Raw genomic sequence first — 22,990 nt, forward strand, 5'->3', positions numbered from 1 at the left:
AGGCTGTTTTTGAGCGGCAATTTGCAATAATCAAGGAAAAGTTGAATGGCATATCAAAGTGATCCCATCATTGAACAATTCCTTGATGCAGTATGGGCTGAACAGGGGTTAAGCGATAATACGTTAGCTGCTTATCGAACGGATCTCCGCCATCTGGATAAATTTTTACAGCAACAATCATCCGCTTTATTGCTGGCAAATCAATCATTAATCCTTGCCTTTCTGGAGCAGCGTGCGCAGGTTGGGGAAGCAAAATCGAGCAGTGCCCGGATGCGTAGCAGTTTGCGTAGTTTTTATGCTTACATGTTGATTCAAAAGCAAGTCATTTGTGATCCAATGGCTCGTATTGGTTCGCCTAAACTCGAAAAACGTTTGCCTGATAGTTTAAGTGAGCAGCAAGTCGAGTCTTTATTGGCTGAGCCCGATAGAACGATTGCGATTGAATGTCGTGATCGTGCAATGCTTGAACTCCTCTACGCTACCGGGCTTCGGGTCACCGAACTTGTGAGCTTGACCATGGAGCAAATGAGCTTACGACAAGGGCTGGTGAGAGTTATAGGTAAAGGGGGCAAAGAGCGGCTTGTTCCTATGGGGGAGCCAGCGATTGTCGCCGTTGAAGAATATTTGAAATTTGCCAGAGCAGAATTGCTAAATTCAAAAACAAGCGCGGTCGTGTTTGTGTCGAAGCGGGGGCAAATGATGACGCGGCAAACATTCTGGCACCGAATCAAACTTTATGCACTTCGGGCCAATATCGCCAGTGACTTGTCTCCTCACACGATACGCCATGCGTTTGCGACTCATTTATTGAATCACGGTGCTGATTTGCGAGTTGTTCAGTTGCTGTTGGGGCATAGTGATTTATCAACCACACAAATTTACACCCATGTGGCGAAAGCCAGATTACAGCAGCTACATAGTGAGCATCATCCTCGAGGATAAATACTATCTAAACCGCTGATTAAAAATATAAATAGCTATTCCATTAGAATTTGTTACTGAATAAACTTGCTTTCAAAGAGACCAGTCTGTAACTTTTCACTCCATTGGCGGGTCTACTGTATAACGGCGTAAGCTCAGCCCCACTTTTTTAAATAGGATGTTTTATGAAGTTATCTCATGTGTTGTCATTGGTTTTCGCACTGGCCATCACACCTGTTGGCGCAGCAAGTAATAGTAATCAAGATCAGCAAAATGAGCTCAAAGCTAAACTTGCAGAGACCTTAAATATTCAGGTTCATCAGCTGCAAGACTCTCCTGTTCCTGGATTATATGAAGCATTGACCAATCGCGGCGTAGTTTATGTAACGCATGATGGCAGTAAACTCTTTCATGGTAACCTTTACGATCTGGATGCAGGTATGAAGAATCTAACCGAGGCCGCGATGGCTGGCCCACGGTTGAAGATGATGAAGCCGCTTGAGAAGAACATGTTGGTCTACAAGGCGAAGAATGAAAAACATGTAGTCACCGTGTTTACTGATATTAGCTGTGGCTATTGTCGTAAACTTCATCAGCAAATGGATGAATATAACGAACTGGGAATTACCGTGCGTTATCTTGCCTACCCTAGAGCGGGTATTCCTTCCGCGAACGCCGATGAAATGGAAGCGGTGTGGTGCGCAAAAGAGCCATTAAAAGCGATGACCTCTGCGAAAGCGGGCCAAAATGTAAAAGCTGCTAAATGTGATGCTAAAATTCAAGAGCAATATAATTTAGGAACCAGCTTTGGTATCAACGGGACTCCTGCAATTGTGCTTGAAAATGGGAGTTTGATTCCTGGTTACCAGCCTCCGCAGCAATTGCTTGGTGTTTTACAATCAATATAAGCTGACCCGACAATCGTGAAAGTAAGGCGGGCTGATAGCTCGCCTTTTTGTTATCTTTAAGCTTCCAGCAATATAGAATAGGTCAACGCAATTGTTCCATAAAATCGTTCGTCGCCCTCAAGTAGAACACCATCACCTTCCGACTCATTTATCGCCATTACTTCGGCAGATTTATGCGGCTCGTGGCGTACAGGCAGAAGAAAGCGAACTTGGCTTAGCACAGTTATTAAAGCCTCAAAATATGGCCGGTGTAGCTAAAGCGGCCACACTGATTGCTGATGCCTTAGCTGCTCAACAATCAATTTTGATTGTGGGAGACTTTGATGCCGATGGTGCAACCTCGACAGCTTTGTGTATGTTGGCATTGCAAGCGATGGGTGCCAATGTGGATTATCTGATCCCGAATCGATTTGACTATGGCTACGGCTTAAGTCCTGATGTTGTTTCGGTAGCGCATCAAAAGCAAGCGCAGCTCATCATCACCGTTGACAATGGTATTTCTTCAATTGAAGGCGTCGCGGCCGCAAAAGCGCTAGGCATGCAGGTTGTCATTACTGATCATCATTTGCCGGGACAGCAAGTTCCAAATGCGGACGCAATTGTAAATCCAAATCAGAACGGCTGTGATTTTGCCAGTAAGTCTATTGCCGGAGTTGGCGTCGCATTTTATCTCATGTCCGTGTTGAACTCTGAACTTAAGCGGCGCCATTGGTATCAGCAGTCGGAATTGCCAGAGCCTAAGAATTTTGCCCACTTATTAGATATTGTGGCTTTGGGTACGGTTGCCGATGTCGTTGGCTTAGATAGAAACAACCGAATTTTGGTCGATGCGGGACTCAAAAGAGTGCGTTTAGGTCAATGTCGGCCCGGAATTACAGCGCTCTTAGAAGTTGCCCGGCGAACACCTCAGCGAATCGTTGCTGCGGATTTTGGATTTGCCGTCGGGCCTCGATTAAATGCCGCTGGGCGGCTAGATGAAATGGCGCTCGGTGTCGAAACCTTGTTATGTGCTGACATTTATCAAGCTAGAACCATGGCTGCGGAATTAGATGGCCTGAATGCTCAGCGCCGTGACCTAGAAGCGGAGATGCAGCAAGAAGCGCTTAAATCCCTTGAGACGATCGAATTCAATCAAGCGCAGATGCCATGGGCGATTGCGATCTATCAACAAGATTGGCACCAAGGGGTCATTGGGATCCTCGCCTCACGGATTAAGGATAAATATCATCGGCCTGTAATTGCTTTTGCTGAAGCGGGGAATGGCGAAATAAAAGGTTCCGCGCGTTCAATTAAGGGTTTGCATATGCGTGATCTCTTGGAGCGAATTAACACCCTAAACCCAGGCATGATAAAAAAGTTTGGTGGACATGCCATGGCCGCAGGACTGACTTTGAATGCAGCACAATTTGATGACTTTGCGAAAGCGTATGAATTTGCCGCGCGAGAGATTTTGAAGCCAGAGCAACTCACCGGTGAAATTCTTTCCGATGGCGAGCTTAAAGCGACAGATTTGAATATTGAAGTTGCCAAAGAGCTCCGGCATGGCGGCCCTTGGGGGCAGGGATTTGAAGAACCATTGTTTGATGGTCACTTTCAGGTTTTGCAACAACGCATTGTCGGTGAGAAGCATTTAAAGTTGGTTTTGGAAACCGAATGTGGGCAAACAATGGTGGATGCGATAGCATTTAACGTCGATTTAAAAACTTGGCCTGATGCAACGATTAGACATGTACGTTTAGCTTATCGGCTTGATGTGAATGAATTTAGAGGCAATGAGAGTTTGCAGTTGATGGTTGAACAAATCGAACCTTTATAGCTTGGATTGATTTGAAGGAAAATTGCGCAGCAACCATGTGTAGCGCTAGGATTAAAGAAAAGCCTGCAATAAGCAGGCTTTTTTATGGTATCGAGGCGTTTCACGGTAACTATTTGTAGAGCGATGGATCCGTCTTATTTGGTCGCGTTTTAAAGCGCCGGTGTAGCCACATATATTGTGGCAAATTACGGCGAATAAGAGACTCAATGATCTGATTACCACGCAGGGTATCCTTCATTTCATCTTCGCCTGGAAAATTATCTAAAGGTGGCAACATCTCAATGGTGTAGCCAGTGTCTTGAGCATCTCGCTCCACAAAAAACGGAATGACTTTGGCCTTACCCATTTTCGCTAATGAGGTAGCGCCGGTAATTGTAGCTGCGTCAGGAACAGCGAAAAAGGGCAGGAATAACGCGCTTGAGCGCCCAAAGTCTTGGTCAGCGGTGTACCAAATAAATTCAGGTTTGCGTAAGCTGCGGATCATTTGACGAATATCTCGCTTTGGCACTAGCGCCTTGTTAGAGCGCAGGCGCCCTTTAACTTGTAGGTATTCCATTACGGCATTGTTATGGGGTCGGTAAACGCCAACACCCGGCTGGAATTGACCTAGTACTCTTGCGCCCATTTCTAGCGGTAAGCAATGGACTGCAAACAAAATGACACCTTGGCCGCTATCTAATGTTTCCCTTAAATAATGCTCGCCTTTAATTGTCATGTGCTGCTGGACGCGTTCATTGCTCCACCACCAAGCGTTCACCGAGTCGAATACGGCTTTGCCCGTTTCTTCAAAATTGCGTTTCAGTAGCGTTTTCCTTTCTGCTTCTGGCATGTCGGGAAAACATAGCGCTAAATTACGTTTGGCGGTATTGACTCGGCTACCAGCTACCACCATGACGAAACGGCCGATTGCTGCACCAATCTTCATTTGCAATCGAAGCGGAAGGAGTTGCGTTAAGCGAATAATGCCGACGCCGAACCATAGCAGCCAGTATTTAGGGTGACAAAGATGAGATGAAAATTGAGCGCTCTCGACCACAGTAAACTCTTCGATTCATAAAAATTACCGCATATTCTAACCCAATTTGTGCAGAAAATTAGGTACAATCAGCCTTTAATTTTTTGCAAAAGATAAAGAGCGCTATGAAGGTTTCATTGCCAGCATTTGAGAAGGCCAGAGTTTTAGTGGTCGGTGACGTGATGTTAGATCGGTATTGGGTCGGCCCTACAGGGCGAATTTCCCCTGAAGCGCCGGTACCGGTTGTCAAAATCGATCAAGTCGAAGATCGCCCCGGTGGCGCGGCTAACGTCGCCTTAAACATTGCCACTCTCGGTGGGCAAGTGCAGCTGGCTGGTATCGTTGGCCAAGATGAAACGGCTGAGGCGCTCACTCTTGGTGTGCAAACTCTTGGTGTTGAACCGCAATGGTTAAGGGTTACGGATAAGCCGACAATTACAAAGTTAAGGGTTTTGTCGCGCAACCAACAATTAATTCGTCTGGATTTTGAGCAGGGCTTTTCGCGTCAAGATAGCGAAGAACTGCTTAGCCAGAGTGAGGCTTTGCTCGAACAACATGACGTCGTGGTGTTGTCTGATTATGCGAAAGGCGCGCTTGTTGAGCCGGCCTCATTTATTGCAACGGCCAACTCGAAAGGTGTCAAAGTGCTGGTGGACCCCAAAGGGAGTGATTTTAGTCGCTACCGTGGCGCTTATTTGTTAACGCCAAATATGAGTGAGTTTGAGCAGGTTGTTGGCCCCGTGCATTCAGAAGCTGAATTGGTCGAAAAAGCCCAAGGGCTGCTCAAGGCGTTTGATATTACGGCAATGTTGGTGACCCGATCGGAAAAGGGGATGACGCTGATTACTGCCGAGGAAAATGAGCTTCATATTCCGACAGTGGCCAGAGAAGTTTACGATGTGACCGGTGCTGGTGATACTGTGATTTCAGCACTAGCGACTTCAATCGCCGCTGGTGCTGAGCTACCTCAGGCCTGCGCCATTGCCAACTCGGCAGCTGGTATCGTTGTTGGGAAGCTTGGGACTTCAACAGTGAGTCGTATTGAGCTGATCAATACACTTGCCACCACGCAGGGAGAGTCCGGTTTCGGCGTCGTTAGTGAAGAACAATTGGTTTACGCCCTTGAACAAGCACGTTTACGCGGTGAACGTGTGGTCATGACCAATGGCTGCTTTGATATATTGCATGCAGGGCATGTGAGCTATTTAAAACAAGCGCGAGAGCTTGGTGATCGCCTAATTGTTGCTGTAAATAGTGATGACTCTGTTAAACGTCTAAAGGGAGAAGGGCGACCAGTTAACCAAGTTGATCGCCGCATGGCTGTTCTTGCGGGTCTTGCATCTGTGGATTGGGTGGTTCCTTTCAGTGAAGATACTCCGCAACGTGTCATTGCGCGTTTATTGCCTGATCTGTTGGTGAAAGGTGGTGACTACCAAGTGGAGGATATCGAAGGTGGAAAAGAGGTTATCGCAGCCGGTGGACTAGTGAAAGTCCTGTGTTTTGAAGATGGTGTTTCAACTACCAAAATTATTGAAAACATTATGGCCAATCAATAGTTATTCCAGAGTAACAATTTGATGGTTTCAAATTTGAAGCCAAATAAGCGGGTGGCATTGAAAACTCCTATTTTGCCGGAGAATCATATAAGTATAAGGGCGAAGACATCATGGAAAGACAGCAATTTTGATTACCCTGCAGGCTGTTTTGCCGACCTTGATGCTCGCATTAGAACTCGGAACGCAGCAGGCGCTCGTTTGTGATATTGCAAACGAAGCCTGCTTGCAGCAGCTTCCTGTTGAGGTGAGACGGCAATTACCACGGGATCACCAACAAATGCAGCTAGTGCTGGGACACCAAGGTGCAGTGGCTTTGCCTGTAAAACACTCGCTATATTCCGGTGTCGTTGTACTCAATCCTCTTCAAATCCCCCGTAATTTAGGCGCCATGATCGATGATGAATATTTTCAGTTTCCCCTAAGTCATCAGCAACAATTGACGACATGGCATGAACTTGGACACTTGGTCGTCCCACAGTACCAAGGTCAAATACTGCCGTTATCCTTAACGCCGTTTCAACATGAATGGCTTGCAGACTGCTATTTACTTTGGCGAGTCGCTCGAGAATACGGCAGTTTAGACTTGGCTTGGCAACAATTGCACCGACGAAATTTAGCTTTAATCGCATCGAGTGAAAATATGTCACATTGGAGCGTCCCTTTGTTGCAGCAGTTATTGTCAAATTATGATGCCGAACAGGTGCAAAGTTTTACGACGTTCCGCGCGTTTTTAAAGGATTTTTACCCAAGAATAATTGAGCAGAGTCGTGACGAGCGCCGTGAAATGAAAAGCTTAGTAAAGCAACTGTTTTCGAGTACGACAGTACAGACAACATCTGATTATATGTATTGGCGTAAACCTGCATTGAAAACCTACCTTTTCCCTACGTTACAGCTTGCATTGGGGACCGACAAAGCCCACCGTTGGTGCAAGAAGTACCTTTCTGCACCACAAACGGGATCTTGAATCTCATTTGCTGAAATTTAGCTGAACCTTAGCTGAACAAAGATGAAATACCCATAGATATGGCCGTATACCAGCAGCACTTCAATGCTGACTTTGATAGTATTTTTGCTATTAACTTGAGTAATTCTAATGAGAGGGTTTCATGGCTAAGCGTTCAAAAGCTCAAACTGAGCTAACTATCAATCAAATATTGGATGAGGCATTAAAGCAAATCCTAACGATTGGTTTTGATGCGATGTCATATACCACACTTTCAGAGGCGACCGGTATCAGTCGCACAGGGATTAGCCATCACTTTCCCAAGAAAATCGATTTTTTGACGCGATTGGATGCCAAGATTGCTCGCTTTTTTGTTGCGGCACTTGATTTTTCAAGCACTGAAAAGCTGGAGCTTTCATGGATTGCAGCCCAAAGAGAGCCTCATTACCGAGCCGTTTTAAGATTGTTCTTTAGCCTCTGTGGTCAGGGTAAGTCAGATATTACGTTGTTCCGAGCGGTTAGTTTAGCGAGAGAAACTGCAGTGATGGAGCTAGGCCATCAAGGTGAGCGAATGATTAATCACTTACTGGGGAGAAGCGCGGTTTCTTTGCTGTCTTTAAGTGAGACGCAATTTGTTCAAGAGCGCGCAGCTTAACAGAGCTGATCAGCAAAATTACAAGATTTAGGGAGCATTCGCTCCCTTTTTTTTAGACGGTACCTTTCCATGCCGTGAGCAAGCCAAAGCCCTCTTAGACTCCAGCCTAGAGTTATTGCCGGACTATTTCAGGTCGCTTTCTCTTGCTCTATCCCATCATTTCAAATTGACCATGGGATACCTTTATTCCTAAAAGTAATTAAAAATTATGTTTTATTCTTTTTTATCCTTCCAGTGAGCGTCTATGCTGTGGCAACTACTCTGTCACTGGGCCGTATTCATCATGTTGTTAAAAGAACTCTCATCTCTCGCATCTCCTCTATCTGAGCCTCAGGTGGATAAACTTAAACAGCTCACGAGTGAGCTAAATACTGTGCAGTTGGCATGGGTTAGTGGTTATCTAGCCGCAAGCGCTAATGCGACCGTTACTCCAAGTGTTACTGAGCCTGGAACCGAACAGACGATTACCATTTTGTATGGTAGCCAAACGGGAAATGGCCGCGGGATAGCAGAGTCTTTTGCTGAAAAAGCGCAGGCACAAGGTTATGCGACCAACTTGGTTTCTATGAGTGATTATAAAGCGCGTCAATTGAAGCAAGAAACGATTGCCATATTCGTCGTGAGTACTCACGGTGAAGGCGAAGCGCCCGATGATGCGATGGAATTGCATCAATTTCTAGCGTCAAAGCGAGCACCTAAATTGGATAGTTTGCAATATAGTGTGTTGGCTCTTGGTGATTCGAGCTATGAGTTTTTCTGTCAGACCGGTAAGGACTTTGAGGAAAGGCTTAGTGCTTTGGGAGCTCAGCCATTGCATGAACTGGTGGAGTGTGATGTTGACTATGAGGCTAGCGCAGAACAATGGCAGCAGGATGTATTGCAAGCGGTTGAGCCTTTGATTAAAGCATCTAATGCGACTGTGGTGCCGATTTCAAGTGCGAGCGCGACCAATGCTCAAGCATTTAGTAAACAGAAGCCGCTGCATGCTGAGCTACTGGTTAGCCAAAAAATCACTGGCCGAGACTCTGACAGAGATGTGCGACATGTTGAAATTGATTTAGGTGAATCAGGCCTCACTTATCAAGCGGGTGATGCATTGGGCGTATGGTTTGAAAATTCAGCGGCATTGGTCGCTGAGGTGATTGAAAAGCTGGGCCTTTCTTCGAGCGAAAATGTAACGGTTGCAAAAGAAAGCTATGAATTGGCGCAAGCACTGATAGAGAAAAAGGAACTGACGCAAATTTATCCGGGCTTAGTAGAAGCTTGGGCCGAGCTCAGTGAAAATGATGTACTACGCTCTTTAGTTGCTGATAAGGAACAAACGAGGCAGTTTGTCCTTGAGAATCAGTTAGCAGATTTGATTGAGCAATACCCGCCGGCGAAATCGATTACCGCTCAGTCTTTAGTTGATTTATTGCGCCCGATAACGCCGCGCCTTTACTCTATTGCATCAAGCCAAGATGAAGTCGATACCGAAGTTCACTTAACCGTTGCTTTGGTTGAGGACACTGAAAAACCAACCCACAGATTTGGCGGCGCTTCGCATTACCTTGCTAATGCCGAGGAAGGTCAGGCTGTAAAGGTTTATGTCGAGCCGAATAAACACTTCCGTTTACCAGAAAACCCAGATACGCCAGTGATTATGATTGGCCCCGGAACAGGTGTTGCACCGTTTAGAGCATTCTTACAGCAACGCGCTGCGGATGGAGCTGCGGGTAAAAATTGGCTGTTTTTCGGTAATCCGCACTTTGAGCAAGACTTTTTGTATCAAACAGAATTGCAGCAATTCTTAAAATCTGGCGAGTTAACAAGATTAGATGTGGCATTTTCCCGAGATCAAGCTGAAAAAGTATATGTACAGCATAAGCTTAAGCAACAAGGTCAAGCTGTATGGCAATGGTTGGAGTCTGGGGCACATCTATATGTATGTGGTGATGCTCAACGAATGGCAAAAGATGTGCATCAAGCTTTGATTGAAGTGATAGAAGAGTTTGGCGGGTTAGAGCACGAGCAAGCTGTTGCGTATTTAGAAAGCTTAAGAAGCAGCCAGCGCTATCAAAAAGATGTGTACTAACGGTTTGGTATCGAATTTATAACCGCATCCTGAATGACCCAGAGTAATACTCTCGGTTTAATTGAAAAGAATATTGAGAGAACGCCCCATGAGTGACCAAAAACTGGCTGTAAATGAATACCTAAAAACCGATAGTGACTACTTACGTGGAACCATCAACGAAGGATTACAAACCGAAGTCACTGGTGCATTCAGTGAAGGAGACCAGCAACTCATTAAGTTTCATGGTTTCTACCAGCAAGATGACCGTGATTTGCGAAATGAGCGTAAAGCGCAAAAGCTTGAGCCGCTATACAGCTTTATGTTGCGTGCAAGAGTACCTGGTGGTGTGTGTACTCCAGAGCAATGGTTAGGTGTCGATAAAATTGCGAGTGAATTAACAAGTTCAAATAGCATCCGTTTAACTACGCGACAAACTTTTCAATACCACGGGATCCCTAAGCGAAATTTAAAAACAATCATCCAGGGGCTAGATCGTCAAGCGCTTGATTCGATTGCCGCATGTGGTGATGTAAACCGAAATGTTATGTGTAACCCAAACCCTGTTGAGTCTAAATTACATCAACAGGCTTATGAATGGGCGAAGAAACTATCTGATCATTTACTGCCCCATACACAAGCTTACGCAGAGATTTGGCTTGATAAAGAAAAGCTCGTCTCTACAGCGGATGAGCAACCGCTAGAGCCGGTGTACGGAAAAACATACTTACCGCGTAAGTTTAAAATGGCAGTTGCAGTGCCACCAGATAATGATGTCGACGTATATACCAATGATTTAGGTTTTGTCGCAGTAGCAGATGGAGATGAGCTGGTTGGTTTTAACTTAACCGCTGGAGGAGGAATGGGGTCAACCCATGGTGAAACCGATACGTTCCCTCGGCTTGCTGATGATTTTGGCTTTATTCGCGCTGAGGACACTTTGAAGTTCGCGGAAGCTGTCATGACAGTTCAGCGTGATTGGGGAAATCGAGTGAACCGTAAGCGTGCGAGGTTGAAATACACCATCGTTGATCATGGTTATGACGCTTTTAAAGCAGAAGTTGAAAAACGTGTAGGGAAAGCTTTTGAAGCGAAAAGAGAAGTGATCATTGGTGACCGCGGCGATCGCTATGGCTGGGTTAAAGGAATCGATAACCAATGGCATCTGACGCTTTATATTGAAAGCGGCCGAGTTAAAGATCAGCCTGGAAAAATGCTACAAACGGGTTTAAGAGAGATTGCTAAAGTCCACAAAGGGGATTTTAGAATGACCTCAAATCAAAATATGATCGTGGCGAGTGTTGCTGAGCAAGACAAAGCTGAAATCGAAGGGCTCGCACGCCAACATGGCCTCCTTGGTGAGGTGATTAGCCAAACACGAGGTCATTCAATTGCATGTGTGGCATTGCCGACTTGTTCATTGGCGATGGCAGAAGCAGAGCGTTATTTTCCTGACTTTATTAGTAAAGTCGAAGCCTTGCAGGATAAACATGGTTTTGCTGAGCAGGCAATCGTAGTCAGAATTACTGGTTGTCCAAATGGCTGTGCACGGCCGTTTGCCGCTGAAATTGGACTTGTGGGTAAAGCTCCAGGCCGCTACAACCTCTATTTAGGTGCGAGTTATGAAGGGACACGACTCAATAAAATGTATCGTGAAAATGTCCAAGAAGCAGAGATACTCGAGGTGTTAGATACTTTATTCGCACAATATGCCACAGAGCGACAAAAGGGTGAAACCTTTGGTAACTTTACAGTGAGAACTGGCGTCGTGGGTGCTGTTTTAGATGCGGCTAAGGATTTTCATGGATAGCTCGTTAAAGTCAAAACCGCTAGAAGCTTGGTCCGCTGTGGATATGCGCGCGCTATTAGATGCGCCAGAAGTTGAGCAAGCCGCCGCGCTGATAAAATTGAATCAAGCTCTTCAATTGCTAAATGCGCAGGAACGAATTGAATGGGCCTTCAAATATTTACCTGGTAACCATGTGCTTTCATCTAGCTTTGGAATTCAAGCTGCAGTGATGCTAAGTCTTGTTACGACAGTAGAAGCGAAAACGCCGATTGTATTGACGGATACCGGATATTTATTTGCTGAAACTTATCGGTTTATTGATGAACTCGTAGAGCGGTTGTCATTAGATTTGAAGATCTATCGTTCGGAGCAAACCGCGGCATGGCAAGAGGCGCGTTATGGGCAGCTATGGCAACAAGGGCTTGAGGGGCTAGCGCTGTATAATCGTATAAATAAGGTCGAGCCGATGCAAAGAGCGCTCGCCGAGCAGCAAGTTGGAACTTGGTTTGCTGGATTGAGACATGTGCAAGCAAGTAGTCGGGAAAGGTTGCCGATTTTAGCGATTCATGGACGCCGTTACAAAATGTTGCCAATTGTTGAATGGACGAATAAGACGGTACACGAATATCTAACTAGCAATGATTTACCTTATCACCCATTGTGGGAGCAAGGATATGTTTCCGTTGGTGATACACACTCAAGCCAACCACTGTCTTTAGGAATGAGCGAAGAAGATACGCGCTTTAATGGCTTAAAGCGAGAATGTGGTTTACATGATGAAATATAGTGAGCATTGCCCATTGGCATAAAGCGAATAAAAAAGGCACCGTGTGGTGCCTTTCTTTTTGCTGGATTTGGATTAGCTTTCCAGGTTGCCACAGAAACGGTAACCCTCACCATGGATGGTGGCAATAATTTCAGGGGTCTCTAAATGGCTTTCAAAATGCTTACGGATTCGACGAATGGTAACATCTACCGTTCGGTCATGTGGCTTAAGCTCTCGGCCTGTCATTTTCATTAACAAGTCAGCACGAGTCAAAATCTTTCCTGGGTTTTCAACAAAGTTGAGCATGGCTCTAAACTCACTACGGGGAAGCTTATAAGACTCACCTTCAGGGCTAACGAGCGAGCGACTATTTATTTCTAAGCTCCAGCCATTAAAGCGATAATGCTCAACTGCTGTCTTTTCTTCCACATCGTTATTACCCGTACTCACACGGGTTAACAAATTGCGAGCTCGAATGGTTAGCTCTCTAGGGTTAAAAGGCTTGGTAATGTAGTCATCGGCACCAATTTCTAGCCCTAGAATCTTGTCGACTTCATTGTCACGCCCGGTGAGGAAAATTAAACCTATATTGTTTATTTCGCGTAACTCGCGAGCAAGTAATAAGCCATTTTTTCCTGGCAGGTTAATGTCCATCACGACTAAATTAACGTTACTTTCTTGCAATGCTTTGTGCATTTCTGCACCATCATTTGCCTCGGTAACCACATAACCTTCTGCCTCGAAAATACTTCTTAGCGTGTTACGGGTAACTGCTTCATCTTCAACGATCAGAATGTGTGGATTTTGCATGTAATTTACCTAACTTAAATCAAAGAATTCTTCAGATGAGTAGTGCGCTGGCTACTCTACAATGTTGTCTGTGCTACTAACTATCCCAGAGATATAAAAAGTCAAAATGATAAAATAAAGACTCAAATTAAATATGCTGAAAATATGACTTTATATAAATTTGTTCGCTAGAAATTATTGGATACGCAATTGGGAGGATTAGTTCCTTAGCAATTGTTTTATTTTGAACTTTATCTAGCAATCCACAATATCGTCGAAATTTCCCTTATGAATAGTTAGCCCTAGAGTCCGTCCTAAAAGCAAGTAACAATTCGTGTCACCTGGCATGCTAGAAAGGTAGGTGTCTATTGCCACGCATTGTACTATCTTTGCCCATTTGTTAACAAATGAAATGTTAACAAAATCCCATTAGGATTTGATTCATCTCACAAAGCTGTATAAATAAACGCCAATACACGTCATTTTAATCAAAGAACATACATTTTTTTAAACCGTCATATTGGCTTCACCTTGTCTTTGCTACAATTTCTTGCGTTAACCGTGATATAGAGGAAAGCATGGATTTAGCGCATGAAGAACTGTGGAAGCAGTATCAGCACACTCACTTTTTAATGACGCAAAAATTGGCTAGAGAAAGTGAGTTTGCCATTATTACCGCACACAACCCCCTTGGTGAAGTGTTGAGTTCCAGTCAAAATCGGCTGTTGGACCGAAAACTTCAAATATGTATTGAATCGCTCAGCGTCCCTTACCGGATTGTTTTGGGGTGCTCTACGGATCGCTCACATATTGAGAAAAGCTGGGTGGTTATGGTCGATCAGCGTACTGCAATAACACTTGGCAAACAGTTCAACCAGAATGCTATTTTCTACGTAAAACGAGACCTGCTTTGGTTGATCCCCTGTTGGTATCAGGCAGATGCAGTGAGCTTAGGCAGTTTTGCTGCGCGATGTGAGCAAGTGAATGAGCTACCAGATTTTGATTTATAGATAGACTACGGATTTAGACTTATAGATTTGTTACTTCTTTCTCTATATTGTTGAGGAAAATTCATTCAAAACTAGTTTAGCGTTGACTTGAATATAGCGAATTGCTAATTTTTGCTCTACTTTCTTAACGAGAGTATGCAGAAGAGGAGCGTTAACTAGGTAGTAAGCGAGAGGGCAATCACCCCGCGGACAGCTTATTAGGGAGATTAACGCCGAGGTACGATAGTGGTGATGCACTGTTTGTATCGATCGCCTAGGCTGAATCCTAGCGATTGTCACCTGTTAATTGTGGTGGAGAGCTTCTGGTAGCAATAATTGTATCCCCTTGATCTGAATTGGATTAGGCGCCTCATCTATAGCTCCAGGCTCTTCGAACTGACGTAAGTTCGGAGCAGTACAAATGTTAAAGTCATATAAATTATCAATCTCTTTTCATCACCTCATGTTGGAGGTGTTGTTATGTCGTTAGTTGTCGCTAAATTTGGTGGAACCTCAGTTGCTGACTATGAGGCAATGCATCGCTGTGCAAAAATTATCATGGATAATCCGCAAACTCGTGTGGTTGTTGTTAGTGCTTCTAGTGGTGTGACGAACTTGTTAGTAGAGCTCACTCAAGCAACGATTAATGATGAGCGTCGTTTGTCCTTATTAAAACAAATTGCGCAAGTTCAATATACAATCCTCGATGCATTAGGCCGTCCACAACAACTGTGTGCAACGATAGATGCTCTGCTGAGTCGTATTTCACAATTGAGCGAAGCACTGGTGCTTGACCGTAGTAAACAAATTATGGATGAGTTGCTTTCATTAGGCGAGCAATGTTCATCGCAGATGTTTGCTGCCGTGTTACGTGAATTGGGCGAACAAGCAACGAGTTTTGATGTTCGCCAGGTGATGCGAACGGATAGCCATTTTGGTAAAGCCGAGCCGCAAGTTGATGAAATTTCCGCACTAGCACAAACACATTTGGCTCCTTTGTTGGCTGAGCAGAGAATCGTAACCCAAGGCTTTATGGGTGCTGATGAGGCGGGTGCAACTACGACGCTTGGTCGTGGCGGCAGTGACTATAGTGCAGCCTTGCTTGCAGAAGCATTGAATGCGGACTCGGTGGAGATTTGGACCGATGTCGCCGGGATCTATACCACCGATCCTAGATTGGCTCCTAACGCGACACCGATACCAGAAATTAGCTTTAATGAAGCGGCTGAGATGGCAACATTTGGCGCTAAGGTTTTGCATCCAGCAACGATATTGCCCGCGGTACGACAAAAGATCCAAGTGTTTGTTGGTTCGAGTAAAGCCCCAGAGCAGGGTGGCACATGGATCCGTCATCAGATCGAGCAAGCACCAGTTTATCGTGCCGTTGCGGTTCGTCGAGACCAAACCTTACTGAATTTACACAGCTTACAAATGCTGCATGCCCAAGGTTTTTTAGCCGAGACCTTTGCTACGCTTGCCAAGCATAAAATTAGTGTGGACTTGATTACGACTTCAGAAGTTAACGTGGCCATCACTTTGGACAAAACGGGTTCAGATTCTTCGGGGCATGGGTTACTTAGTGAAGCGTTAATGCAAGAGTTGTCTCAACATTGTCGAGTGCGCGTTGAAGATAAGTTAGCTTTAGTTGCAATTATTGGCAACCGCATAGCGACGACCCCTGGTGTTTGCCGCCGTGTCTTTGAGGTGCTCGAAACCCATAACGTGCGGATGATTTGCCAAGGTGCTAGCCCTCATAATTTGTGTGTATTGGTGTCAGAGTCGGAAGCTGCACAAGTGGTACATGCACTACACCAAAACTTGTTTGAAGGATAACGTATGTCTTTGACTCAGCACTGGCAGGAGGTTGGAGAGCTAGCCGCTGGCCAGCATTTGTCTATTCCTGTCTATCGATTTGGTGATGCCGCTAGTGATGGATTGCATGTATATATTCAAGCAAATGTTCATGGTGCTGAAGTCCAAGGAAATGCTGTTATTTTTCAGTTGATGAAGCGTTTTGAATCCATGGATATTAATGGCAGCATCACCTTGGTGCCATTGGCCAATCCGCTGGGTATTAATCAGAAAAGTGGCGAATTTACGTTAGGTCGATTTGACCCCATAACTGGTGTGAACTGGAACCGTGAATACGTTGCGCCAGATTTCGATATGTCAACGTGGTTTGCAGCACATGCTCACCTTGATGATGCTGAATTATTTGCCGCCTTTCGCCAAGAGTTAATCACTGGCTGCAAACGACAGCTTGATAATGATTGGGGAGTGAGTACCGGGACTCGTTTGGCTGCAGAGTTGCAACAGATGGCCCACCAGGCAGACATTGTGCTTGATTTGCACACTGGTCCCAAATCTGCAAAGCATTTGTATTGTCCTGAATATGATCTGGCGGCGGCTTGTTATTTCTCTATACCACATACACTGGTAATGCCAAATGAATTTGCTGGAGCCATGGATGAATCAGCATTTTATCCATGGTGGCAACTATCAGATATCGCAGCACAACATGGCCGTCAAATAGAAGTTCCTGTGTCAGCATTTACTTTAGAGCTAGGAAATCAAGAGCGCATTGATCTAATTGATGCTGAGATTGATGCAGAAGGTATTTTGGCTTATCTCAGTCATCGACATGTTATTGATGACCATGTTAAGCCAAGAAAAATGCGACGCAATGCCTGTGCACTTCAAGATTATAAAAAACTATACGCACCTATGGCTGGAATGGTGGAGTATGTGGCGCCGCTAGGAAAACCCATTCGTGCAGGGCAAGGGCTGGTTAATATTTTAAGACTGGATTTATACGGCACAGAGCAAGAAATCGTTGAAATTAAAGCACCTGAAGACTGCGTCCCAGTTTTACATTTTGCATCGGCGTCGGTTCACTTAGGCACAGAAATGTACAAAGTGATGACGAACGTTTTTGAATTAAGCTGCGACGAATAGAAATCGCTTAGACAGAAATCAAAAAGGGAACCCTAAGGTTCCCTTTTTCGTTCGTAATCTAATTTAGTGCTTGCGACGACGCAGAGCAGCTAAAGGTAGAAGTAACGCGGTTAACCAACCTAACGAACCACCAGAGCTAGGCTCTGACTTAGCGTTCACTGTAATTGTTGCTGTTCCTGGCTCACTTGAAAGCTCACCATCAGAAGCGACAACAGAGAAAGTTAAGACGTGATCACCAGCAGGGGCTTTAAAGCTAATTTTGCTTCCGCCATTGCTAAAGCTTACTGCCTCACCACCTGTTTGCGTCCAAGTATAAGTCAACGCATCGCCATCCACATCACTGCCGTTTGCTTCTGCTTTAACAGAGAAGCCTTCGGTACTAGTCATACCTGTCGGTGCAACTGCTGGTGCATCGTTAACGTTGTTGACGGTTACCATCACTTTTGTAGGCGCTGAAACATTGCCTTCACTATCTGTTGAGGTGTAGCTGAAGCTATCCATACCAAAGAAATCATCATTTGGCGTATAGCTAATTGCACCTTCTTCAGAAATTGTCACTGCACCATTTGCAGGCTCTTCTGCAATCGCAGCAGCTCCCAGCTCACCTGCTGGCGCAACATCGATCAACTTTTGCGCTGAAGCAGTCATACCATCACCAGTGACTGAAACGCGGGCAACTTTTTCTTCACCCATATCGTTTTCTAGTACATTGGCTTCTAGTGTGCCTTCTTCATCGACAGTTAAAGTATCAACTTGTCCAGGGTTAAAGCTGGTGGACATGGCTTGGTATTCGATATTGACACTGCCCGGTGTAGTTGCACTGACCTCAACCCAATCATCGGCAACTACGGTTCCGCCTTCACCATTGTAATGGAAGGTCGTACCGATTGAACCGCCAATGTTTTCTGCGCCAATAGTGAGGTTCGCAGGCATGTTGGGCACATCGAAGTAGTTGAATGTAACTTCTTCCGTGTCACCAGTTCTGAACCAAACACTAAAGCTATATTCATTGCCTGAAGTATCGTTCCATAGTTGGGCATCATTCCACTCAACTACGATCCACTGATTGTCACCTGAAGAAACAATGCCAATTGACATCGCACCACCACCAGAATCTGTACCGGTATCATCGCTTAGGTCAAAATCAGACCAAAATGGTGCAACGATATTATTTGGCGTTCCAGAATCAGGAAGCTCTTTGTTATTCCAAGTTCCTGCGGTGCTGCTATTACCTGGAATTACAATACCATTATCAGACATTGTGATTTGAGTATAAGTTTGGCCATTATAACGGTAGGCAGGAACGTTAAATACGAAATTCGTTTCGTCACAGCCATCTGTACAAGTCGGTGTATACTCTAACCCAAGCGCTGCAATATTTGGATATGAACCGGTTCCTTGGCTAGTTCGCATTTCTGGTAAGTCCATGCTACCAACCCAAGTTACTGTGCCGAGTGCTTCGTTGACGTCCATGCCATTTTGAGTCGCACCAGAAAGGGTCACAACGACATCGTCTTCAGAAGTTAAGGTTGTGCCTTCAGGCGCTTTGGCCGTGATGGTTACAGCGTTTTCAAATACTGTGTTGTTTACAACAGATTGAACTGTAAATGCTTTACCTGCTTCAATGTCGGTATCTGGCGTCATGGTTGAAATCAGTGATGAGTCACTTGATTCCTGAGCAAGCACCGCAAGAGGGAGGTGTGCATCTTGCTTACCGTCATTACTTTTAATCATGACGTTGCCAAATATCCACTCACCATAGTCAGCGAATGTTGAGTCAACAGTGACGGTAAACGTAGCGGAAGCACCAGCTTCTAGCTCCAAGCTTGCAGGTGCTACCGTGATACCACCTGCATCTGCCGTCGCTGAAAGTGACCAAGATGTTGCTGCATCGCTTTTGTTGTATACCGTACGTGTAAATGTACATGGTCCTACACATGCGTCAGCAGCAATTGATGGTTTGTCAAATGTCAGCACTGCCTTAGCTGCTGCATCAAGATCCATGCGGCCTGCTCCCATTGCAAATGGTGTAGCAGGTGTTGCCGCGTCATCATCTAAAATACCAGCAACCTGCGCAGTTGATGTTAGCGCAGTTTTAATGTCGTTTGCCGACCAGTCTGGATGAAGTTGGCGCATCATTGCTGCGGCACCAGCGACATGGGGGCTCGCCATACTTGTGCCGGAAATAGCATTAAATTCTAAACCTGCGCCACCGTCATCAGGTGAGTAAGCTGATAAAATATCTGAACCTGGTGCAGCAATATCCGGTTTAAGAATATTTTCGTTGCCGTTTGGACCGCGTGAACTAGAGCTGCTCATGATGTCTGCAAATGATTTGTCAACGATACGTTGTACTTCGACTGATATCGTTGCCGTTGTTGTGTCTTCACCTAACGACTCAACGATTGCATTGCCATCTGTTTGGGATACCATGACCGCGGGGAGTGTTGCGTCAGGCATAAACATGGTTATTGGCGCGCCAGCTTTGTTGTTGTAAACAACAATCGCTTCTGCACCAGCAGCAGCTGCATTGGCCGATTTGTCCGAGAATGCACAGGCTCCACGAGAAACTAAGGCAATGCTGCCGGCAAAAGCTGTGCTATCAGCATAGGGGGCACAACCTTCAAAGTTGTCTGCTTCTACGTGCATAGACGCAACAATAGGCAAGCTAATATCAGCTTCTAAATCATTCAGTAAGCCGTTGTTGCCTTGGATAGCAAGCAGATCATCTCCACCGACATTCAGAGAGTTCGCAAAAAAACGTCCATGGGTCGTATTTGCGACAGCGATCCCTGATTCTATACAAGCTGGGCAACCGATTGTTTTTGCACCATTACCATCATTACCTGCTGCTGAAACGACCACGACACCAGCAGCTTCTGCAGCTTCAAACATGGTTTTATAAGGGCTGCTTGCTGGATCCGCTCCTGCGCCACCACCCCATGAGTTATTGATAACATCTGCGCCATCGTTGACTGCATGCTCTAGCGCTTCCATCAGCATGATATTTGAGCCTGAACCTCGCTCACATTCAGTGTTTGTATACAGCGCTTTATATGACATTAAGTATGCCGCTGGTGCGACACCCGATAGCTCGACTTCGACGTCGTTATAGGTTGTTGTGACTTGGTTACCAACAGCTGTTCCCGCAACGTGGGTTCCGTGTCCGCCAAACCCAAGTGGGCTCATGTGTTCATCCGCACAAACAGGGAATGTTGGTTGAGACCAGCGCGCAACGATAAGTTTGTTGTTACAAAAGCTTGTATCAACAGTTGAACAATAGTCGTCCGTCGGCAGGGCACCTGTTGGTGCTTCGAAGCCTTCATCAGAGAACATTGGATTCTCAGGACGAATACCGCCGTCGATCACCGCTACACGTATGCCTTTACCTGCATTCTCTACACCAGAGACTGCAGACCACATGGCTTCGCTATTGATTACATCATGAGAAGCATCCATTTGTGCTTCATACATAGTTTCAGGATAAACACTTTTTACGCCAGGCAGTGCCGCTAATTGTTCAAGGCTTAATCCTTGACCTGCAACGGTAACACCATTGAATAGTGTCTTAAATTGGCGCTCTACTTTGGCATTTCCAGAGAGCTTAGCAAGTGTTTGGGAAAACTTTGCTTGCTCTTGAGCGAGATACGTAGCGTAATTTTTTACTGAAGCGGATTGCGCATTCAGCTTCTGATCTTTGCTTTCTAGCGCTGTTGCGGTCAATTGACCTATGCCGCCTTGGTAAACTGCAATCGCAGGAGACTCCAATTCGATAATAAATCGCTGCGGAGCCGCAATGTTATTTGCGATTGCTGATTTTTTGTAGTGATCTGCAGAGACAATTTCTGGTGAGTAAGGTTGAGCCGTATATCCACTATTCGCATACGCTGAACCTGACAAAAGTGCCGCCGAAATGGCGATAGATAATTTTGTTTTCACAACTTCTTCCTTGTCTATTAACCCAAAGCGCCGATGCGAGAATTGCGTAAGGCGCTGAGTAATGAATTTTTATTATGGGACGGCATAAAAATGCTGACTGAAGAGTTGTATCACAAAATAACAGAGGAGTTAACAATTTGGATGAATTATTTTACATTTGGGTAACATACGGTCTGGCATACTGTAACAATGTATGTTAAGCGGGAGCCGTCGCCTAAGGCTTTACGGCTCTAACAATCGGATTTTGCAGACTAATTAGTGTTTCTGTTGATTGGATTTCATCTATCGATTGGATGCGATTTATTAACACATGCTGTAATCCATCGATCGACTGACACATTACTTTAACAAATACGCTGTAATTGCCTGTTGTGTAATAGGCTTCAACGACCTCTTCTAGTTCATTCAGTTTCGATATTGCGGCGGGATAATCGCCGGCACTTTTGAGGTTGATACCAATAAAGCAACACACATCGTACCCTAGTGCTTTTGGGTTCACGGTAATCTGCGCGCCTGTAATGATGCCTGCTTGCTTCATCTTTTCCACCCGCACATGGATGGTGCCAGCACTAACGTTAAAACGTTTGGCTAGTTCTGCAAACGGCGTCCTTGCATCTTCCATCAAAGCTTCAAGGATTTGATTGTCGAGTTGGTCTCGCTGAAATGAAACATCCATAGCTATATGTCATATAAATTCAAATATACTCTCAAATTTACGACTTTAAATGCAGAATTTCCACATTTTTCACAAAAAACATTCTGTAAGTGCAATTATTGTTCGTCTGTGGGCTCGCAAAAAGGGACGTCTGCAGTAAATGTCAATTCTGCACCAGAATAGGGGTGGCTAAGAGTAAGTGAATGTGCATGGAGAAGTAGTCTTGAAGCAAGATTTTTGGCGAGAGGGTCGGCGTAAAAATTATCACCGAGTATAGGGTGCCCTAAAGCCATCATGTGTACTCTGAGTTGATGAGAACGTCCGGTAATCGGCGTTAGTTTTACCAGAGTCGACCGCTTGCCGTAGCTTACGACTTCAAAATGCGTTGTAGATGCCTTACCAGTAGCATGATCTACTTTTTGTTTTGGGCGGTTTGGCCAGTCGCAAATCAGTGGCAGTTCTACTATTCCAGACGATTTTTTTAGATGTCCGGCCACACGAGCGAAGTATATTTTTTTTGTTTCCCGCTCTCTAAATTGTTTTTTTAACTCTTTTTCGGCATTTCTTCGCAGTGCAACGCATATAACGCCGGATGTGGCCATATCTAAACGATGAACAATTTGTGCATTGACGTGCTCTTTGAGCACTCTCGCGTAGATTGAGTCATGATATTCAGGCTTTCGTCCAGGCACAGACAATAGTCCGGATGGCTTGTTAAGGACGATTATATCCTTATCTTGATGTATGATTTCGAGCCAAGGTTGAGTTGTTGGGTTATATATGAAATCTGCCATAACGTGCACTAAATTTGAACTGTTGAACCAAAATTTTCGGCAACGATACGCTGGCCTATTGCAGGATGCAAGTTTGACGTATTTGAGTTTAGCTCTGATCTTCAGACATATCGGTGGTGAGGTTTGATATTGTGCGGCAAAGCCTTTATTTATCTAGGAAAAGCCGTTCCCGCCCACATGCATTATGGTAAATGTCCAAACAACGAACGCTAATGGGCCATGGATGAGACTATAAAAACATTGATCGAGCCGTTTCATGCCTTGGGCATCCCAAATCAACAGGATATGGATCACGATAATACCTGGAAATAAAAAAAATAACGGTACTAGACCAATTAAACTACCAGGGGGAAGAACGAGCTGGCTTAACAATGCCCAAATGACCATGATGCTTGTCGCAACCGGAGGTGCTGCGTATTTGAAGTGTTCTGGGTAGGGAAACAT

General features: G+C 45.1%; 18 protein-coding genes and 1 riboswitch. Of the genes, 12 read left to right on the top strand and 6 right to left on the bottom strand.

Annotated features, from left to right (window positions below; translation table 11 throughout):
* The first annotated feature begins 45 nt into the window (after positions 1-45).
* The 3 genes from xerD (at position 46) to recJ (ending at position 3,645) form a co-directional block, all read left to right on the top strand.
* Entirely contained in the window at positions 46-942 is an 897-nt protein-coding gene (gene xerD, locus IEY18_RS16210; protein ID WP_188922769.1) for a site-specific tyrosine recombinase XerD, read from the top strand.
* Between the two features lie 164 nt (positions 943-1,106).
* Positions 1,107-1,829, top strand: a complete 723-nt coding sequence (gene dsbC, locus IEY18_RS16215) for a bifunctional protein-disulfide isomerase/oxidoreductase DsbC (protein WP_188922771.1) — start codon at positions 1,107-1,109, stop codon at positions 1,827-1,829.
* Positions 1,830-1,920: 91 nt separating this feature from the next.
* A complete protein-coding gene (gene recJ, locus IEY18_RS16220) occupies positions 1,921-3,645 on the top strand; it encodes a single-stranded-DNA-specific exonuclease RecJ (RefSeq protein ID WP_188922773.1) in 1,725 nt (574 codons plus the stop codon).
* A 109-nt stretch (positions 3,646-3,754) separates the two neighbouring features.
* On the opposite strand, the gene lpxL is transcribed toward recJ, so the two are convergent.
* On the bottom strand, positions 3,755-4,681 hold the full coding sequence (gene lpxL / locus IEY18_RS16225; protein WP_188922776.1) for an LpxL/LpxP family Kdo(2)-lipid IV(A) lauroyl/palmitoleoyl acyltransferase: 927 nt from the start codon (positions 4,679-4,681) through the stop codon (positions 3,755-3,757).
* A gap of 104 nt (positions 4,682-4,785) precedes the next feature.
* On the opposite strand from lpxL, the gene hldE reads away from it, so the two are divergent.
* The 6 genes from hldE to IEY18_RS16255 all read left to right on the top strand — a co-directional run bounded on the left by hldE (position 4,786) and on the right by IEY18_RS16255 (position 12,446).
* Positions 4,786-6,216, top strand: a complete 1,431-nt coding sequence (gene hldE, locus IEY18_RS16230) for a bifunctional D-glycero-beta-D-manno-heptose-7-phosphate kinase/D-glycero-beta-D-manno-heptose 1-phosphate adenylyltransferase HldE (RefSeq protein ID WP_188922778.1) — start codon at positions 4,786-4,788, stop codon at positions 6,214-6,216.
* Between the two features lie 127 nt (positions 6,217-6,343).
* Entirely contained in the window at positions 6,344-7,183 is an 840-nt protein-coding gene (locus tag IEY18_RS16235) for a hypothetical protein (RefSeq protein WP_188922780.1), read from the top strand.
* A gap of 142 nt (positions 7,184-7,325) precedes the next feature.
* Positions 7,326-7,817, top strand: coding sequence for a TetR family transcriptional regulator (locus tag IEY18_RS16240; RefSeq protein ID WP_188922782.1), 492 nt, complete (start codon positions 7,326-7,328; stop codon positions 7,815-7,817).
* 283 nt (positions 7,818-8,100) lie between these two features.
* Complete coding sequence (locus IEY18_RS16245; RefSeq protein WP_188922842.1) at positions 8,101-9,891, top strand: assimilatory sulfite reductase (NADPH) flavoprotein subunit; 1,791 nt, start codon at positions 8,101-8,103, stop codon at positions 9,889-9,891.
* A gap of 88 nt (positions 9,892-9,979) precedes the next feature.
* Positions 9,980-11,680, top strand: a complete 1,701-nt coding sequence (gene cysI / locus IEY18_RS16250) for an assimilatory sulfite reductase (NADPH) hemoprotein subunit (protein WP_188922784.1) — start codon at positions 9,980-9,982, stop codon at positions 11,678-11,680.
* The gene (locus IEY18_RS16255) at positions 11,673-12,446 is read left to right on the top strand and encodes a phosphoadenylyl-sulfate reductase (RefSeq protein ID WP_188922786.1); all 774 of its coding nucleotides are present in this window, start codon (positions 11,673-11,675) and stop codon (positions 12,444-12,446) included. The genes cysI and IEY18_RS16255 overlap by 8 nt, the downstream gene beginning before the upstream one ends.
* Positions 12,447-12,518: 72 nt before the next feature.
* Here the strand turns inward: IEY18_RS16255 and arcA are convergent, their stop codons facing one another.
* Complete coding sequence (arcA, locus tag IEY18_RS16260; RefSeq protein ID WP_188922788.1) at positions 12,519-13,235, bottom strand: two-component system response regulator ArcA; 717 nt, start codon at positions 13,233-13,235, stop codon at positions 12,519-12,521.
* Between the two features lie 557 nt (positions 13,236-13,792).
* Between arcA and IEY18_RS16265 the strand changes: the two genes are divergently transcribed.
* The 3 genes from IEY18_RS16265 (at position 13,793) to IEY18_RS16275 (ending at position 17,158) form a co-directional block, all read left to right on the top strand.
* Positions 13,793-14,224 (top strand): DUF3293 domain-containing protein, encoded by a 432-nt coding sequence (locus tag IEY18_RS16265; protein WP_188922790.1) that lies wholly within the window; start codon positions 13,793-13,795, stop codon positions 14,222-14,224.
* Positions 14,225-14,357: 133 nt separating this feature from the next.
* A riboswitch (Lysine riboswitch) is annotated at positions 14,358-14,534 on the top strand.
* Between the two features lie 149 nt (positions 14,535-14,683).
* Positions 14,684-16,036 carry a lysine-sensitive aspartokinase 3 gene (lysC, locus tag IEY18_RS16270; protein WP_188922792.1) on the top strand — a complete coding sequence of 451 codons (1,353 nt, stop codon included), beginning with the start codon at positions 14,684-14,686 and terminating at the stop codon, positions 16,034-16,036.
* A 3-nt stretch (positions 16,037-16,039) separates the two neighbouring features.
* Entirely contained in the window at positions 16,040-17,158 is a 1,119-nt protein-coding gene (locus tag IEY18_RS16275) for a succinylglutamate desuccinylase/aspartoacylase family protein (RefSeq protein ID WP_188922793.1), read from the top strand.
* Positions 17,159-17,221: 63 nt separating this feature from the next.
* Here the strand turns inward: IEY18_RS16275 and IEY18_RS16280 are convergent, their stop codons facing one another.
* The 4 genes from IEY18_RS16280 to IEY18_RS16295 all read right to left on the bottom strand — a co-directional run bounded on the left by IEY18_RS16280 (position 17,222) and on the right by IEY18_RS16295 (position 22,990).
* The gene (locus tag IEY18_RS16280; protein WP_188922795.1) at positions 17,222-21,097 is read right to left on the bottom strand and encodes a S8 family serine peptidase; all 3,876 of its coding nucleotides are present in this window, start codon (positions 21,095-21,097) and stop codon (positions 17,222-17,224) included.
* Between the two features lie 214 nt (positions 21,098-21,311).
* Complete coding sequence (gene asnC / locus IEY18_RS16285; protein WP_188922798.1) at positions 21,312-21,773, bottom strand: transcriptional regulator AsnC; 462 nt, start codon at positions 21,771-21,773, stop codon at positions 21,312-21,314.
* 95 nt (positions 21,774-21,868) lie between these two features.
* Positions 21,869-22,546 (bottom strand): bifunctional tRNA pseudouridine(32) synthase/23S rRNA pseudouridine(746) synthase RluA, encoded by a 678-nt coding sequence (rluA, locus tag IEY18_RS16290; RefSeq protein WP_188922800.1) that lies wholly within the window; start codon positions 22,544-22,546, stop codon positions 21,869-21,871.
* Positions 22,547-22,699: 153 nt separating this feature from the next.
* The gene (locus tag IEY18_RS16295; protein ID WP_188922801.1) at positions 22,700-22,990 is read right to left on the bottom strand and encodes a hypothetical protein; all 291 of its coding nucleotides are present in this window, start codon (positions 22,988-22,990) and stop codon (positions 22,700-22,702) included.

Source organism: Shewanella gelidii (assembly GCF_014647855.1).
GTDB lineage: Bacteria > Pseudomonadota > Gammaproteobacteria > Enterobacterales > Shewanellaceae > Shewanella > Shewanella gelidii.

Coding starts and splice junctions, on each gene's coding strand:
- xerD (WP_188922769.1), top strand. CDS start 46: ATGGCATATCAAAGTGATCCCATCATTGAACAATTCCTTGATGCAGTA.
- dsbC (WP_188922771.1), top strand. CDS start 1,107: ATGAAGTTATCTCATGTGTTGTCATTGGTTTTCGCACTGGCCATCACA.
- hldE (WP_188922778.1), top strand. CDS start 4,786: ATGAAGGTTTCATTGCCAGCATTTGAGAAGGCCAGAGTTTTAGTGGTC.
- IEY18_RS16240 (WP_188922782.1), top strand. CDS start 7,326: ATGGCTAAGCGTTCAAAAGCTCAAACTGAGCTAACTATCAATCAAATA.
- IEY18_RS16245 (WP_188922842.1), top strand. CDS start 8,101: ATGTTGTTAAAAGAACTCTCATCTCTCGCATCTCCTCTATCTGAGCCT.
- cysI (WP_188922784.1), top strand. CDS start 9,980: ATGAGTGACCAAAAACTGGCTGTAAATGAATACCTAAAAACCGATAGT.
- IEY18_RS16255 (WP_188922786.1), top strand. CDS start 11,673: ATGGATAGCTCGTTAAAGTCAAAACCGCTAGAAGCTTGGTCCGCTGTG.
- arcA (WP_188922788.1), bottom strand. CDS start 13,235: ATGCAAAATCCACACATTCTGATCGTTGAAGATGAAGCAGTTACCCGT.
- IEY18_RS16265 (WP_188922790.1), top strand. CDS start 13,793: ATGGATTTAGCGCATGAAGAACTGTGGAAGCAGTATCAGCACACTCAC.
- lysC (WP_188922792.1), top strand. CDS start 14,684: ATGTCGTTAGTTGTCGCTAAATTTGGTGGAACCTCAGTTGCTGACTAT.
- IEY18_RS16275 (WP_188922793.1), top strand. CDS start 16,040: ATGTCTTTGACTCAGCACTGGCAGGAGGTTGGAGAGCTAGCCGCTGGC.
- asnC (WP_188922798.1), bottom strand. CDS start 21,773: ATGGATGTTTCATTTCAGCGAGACCAACTCGACAATCAAATCCTTGAA.
- rluA (WP_188922800.1), bottom strand. CDS start 22,546: ATGGCAGATTTCATATATAACCCAACAACTCAACCTTGGCTCGAAATC.
- IEY18_RS16295 (WP_188922801.1), bottom strand. CDS start 22,990: ATGTTTCCCTACCCAGAACACTTCAAATACGCAGCACCTCCGGTTGCG.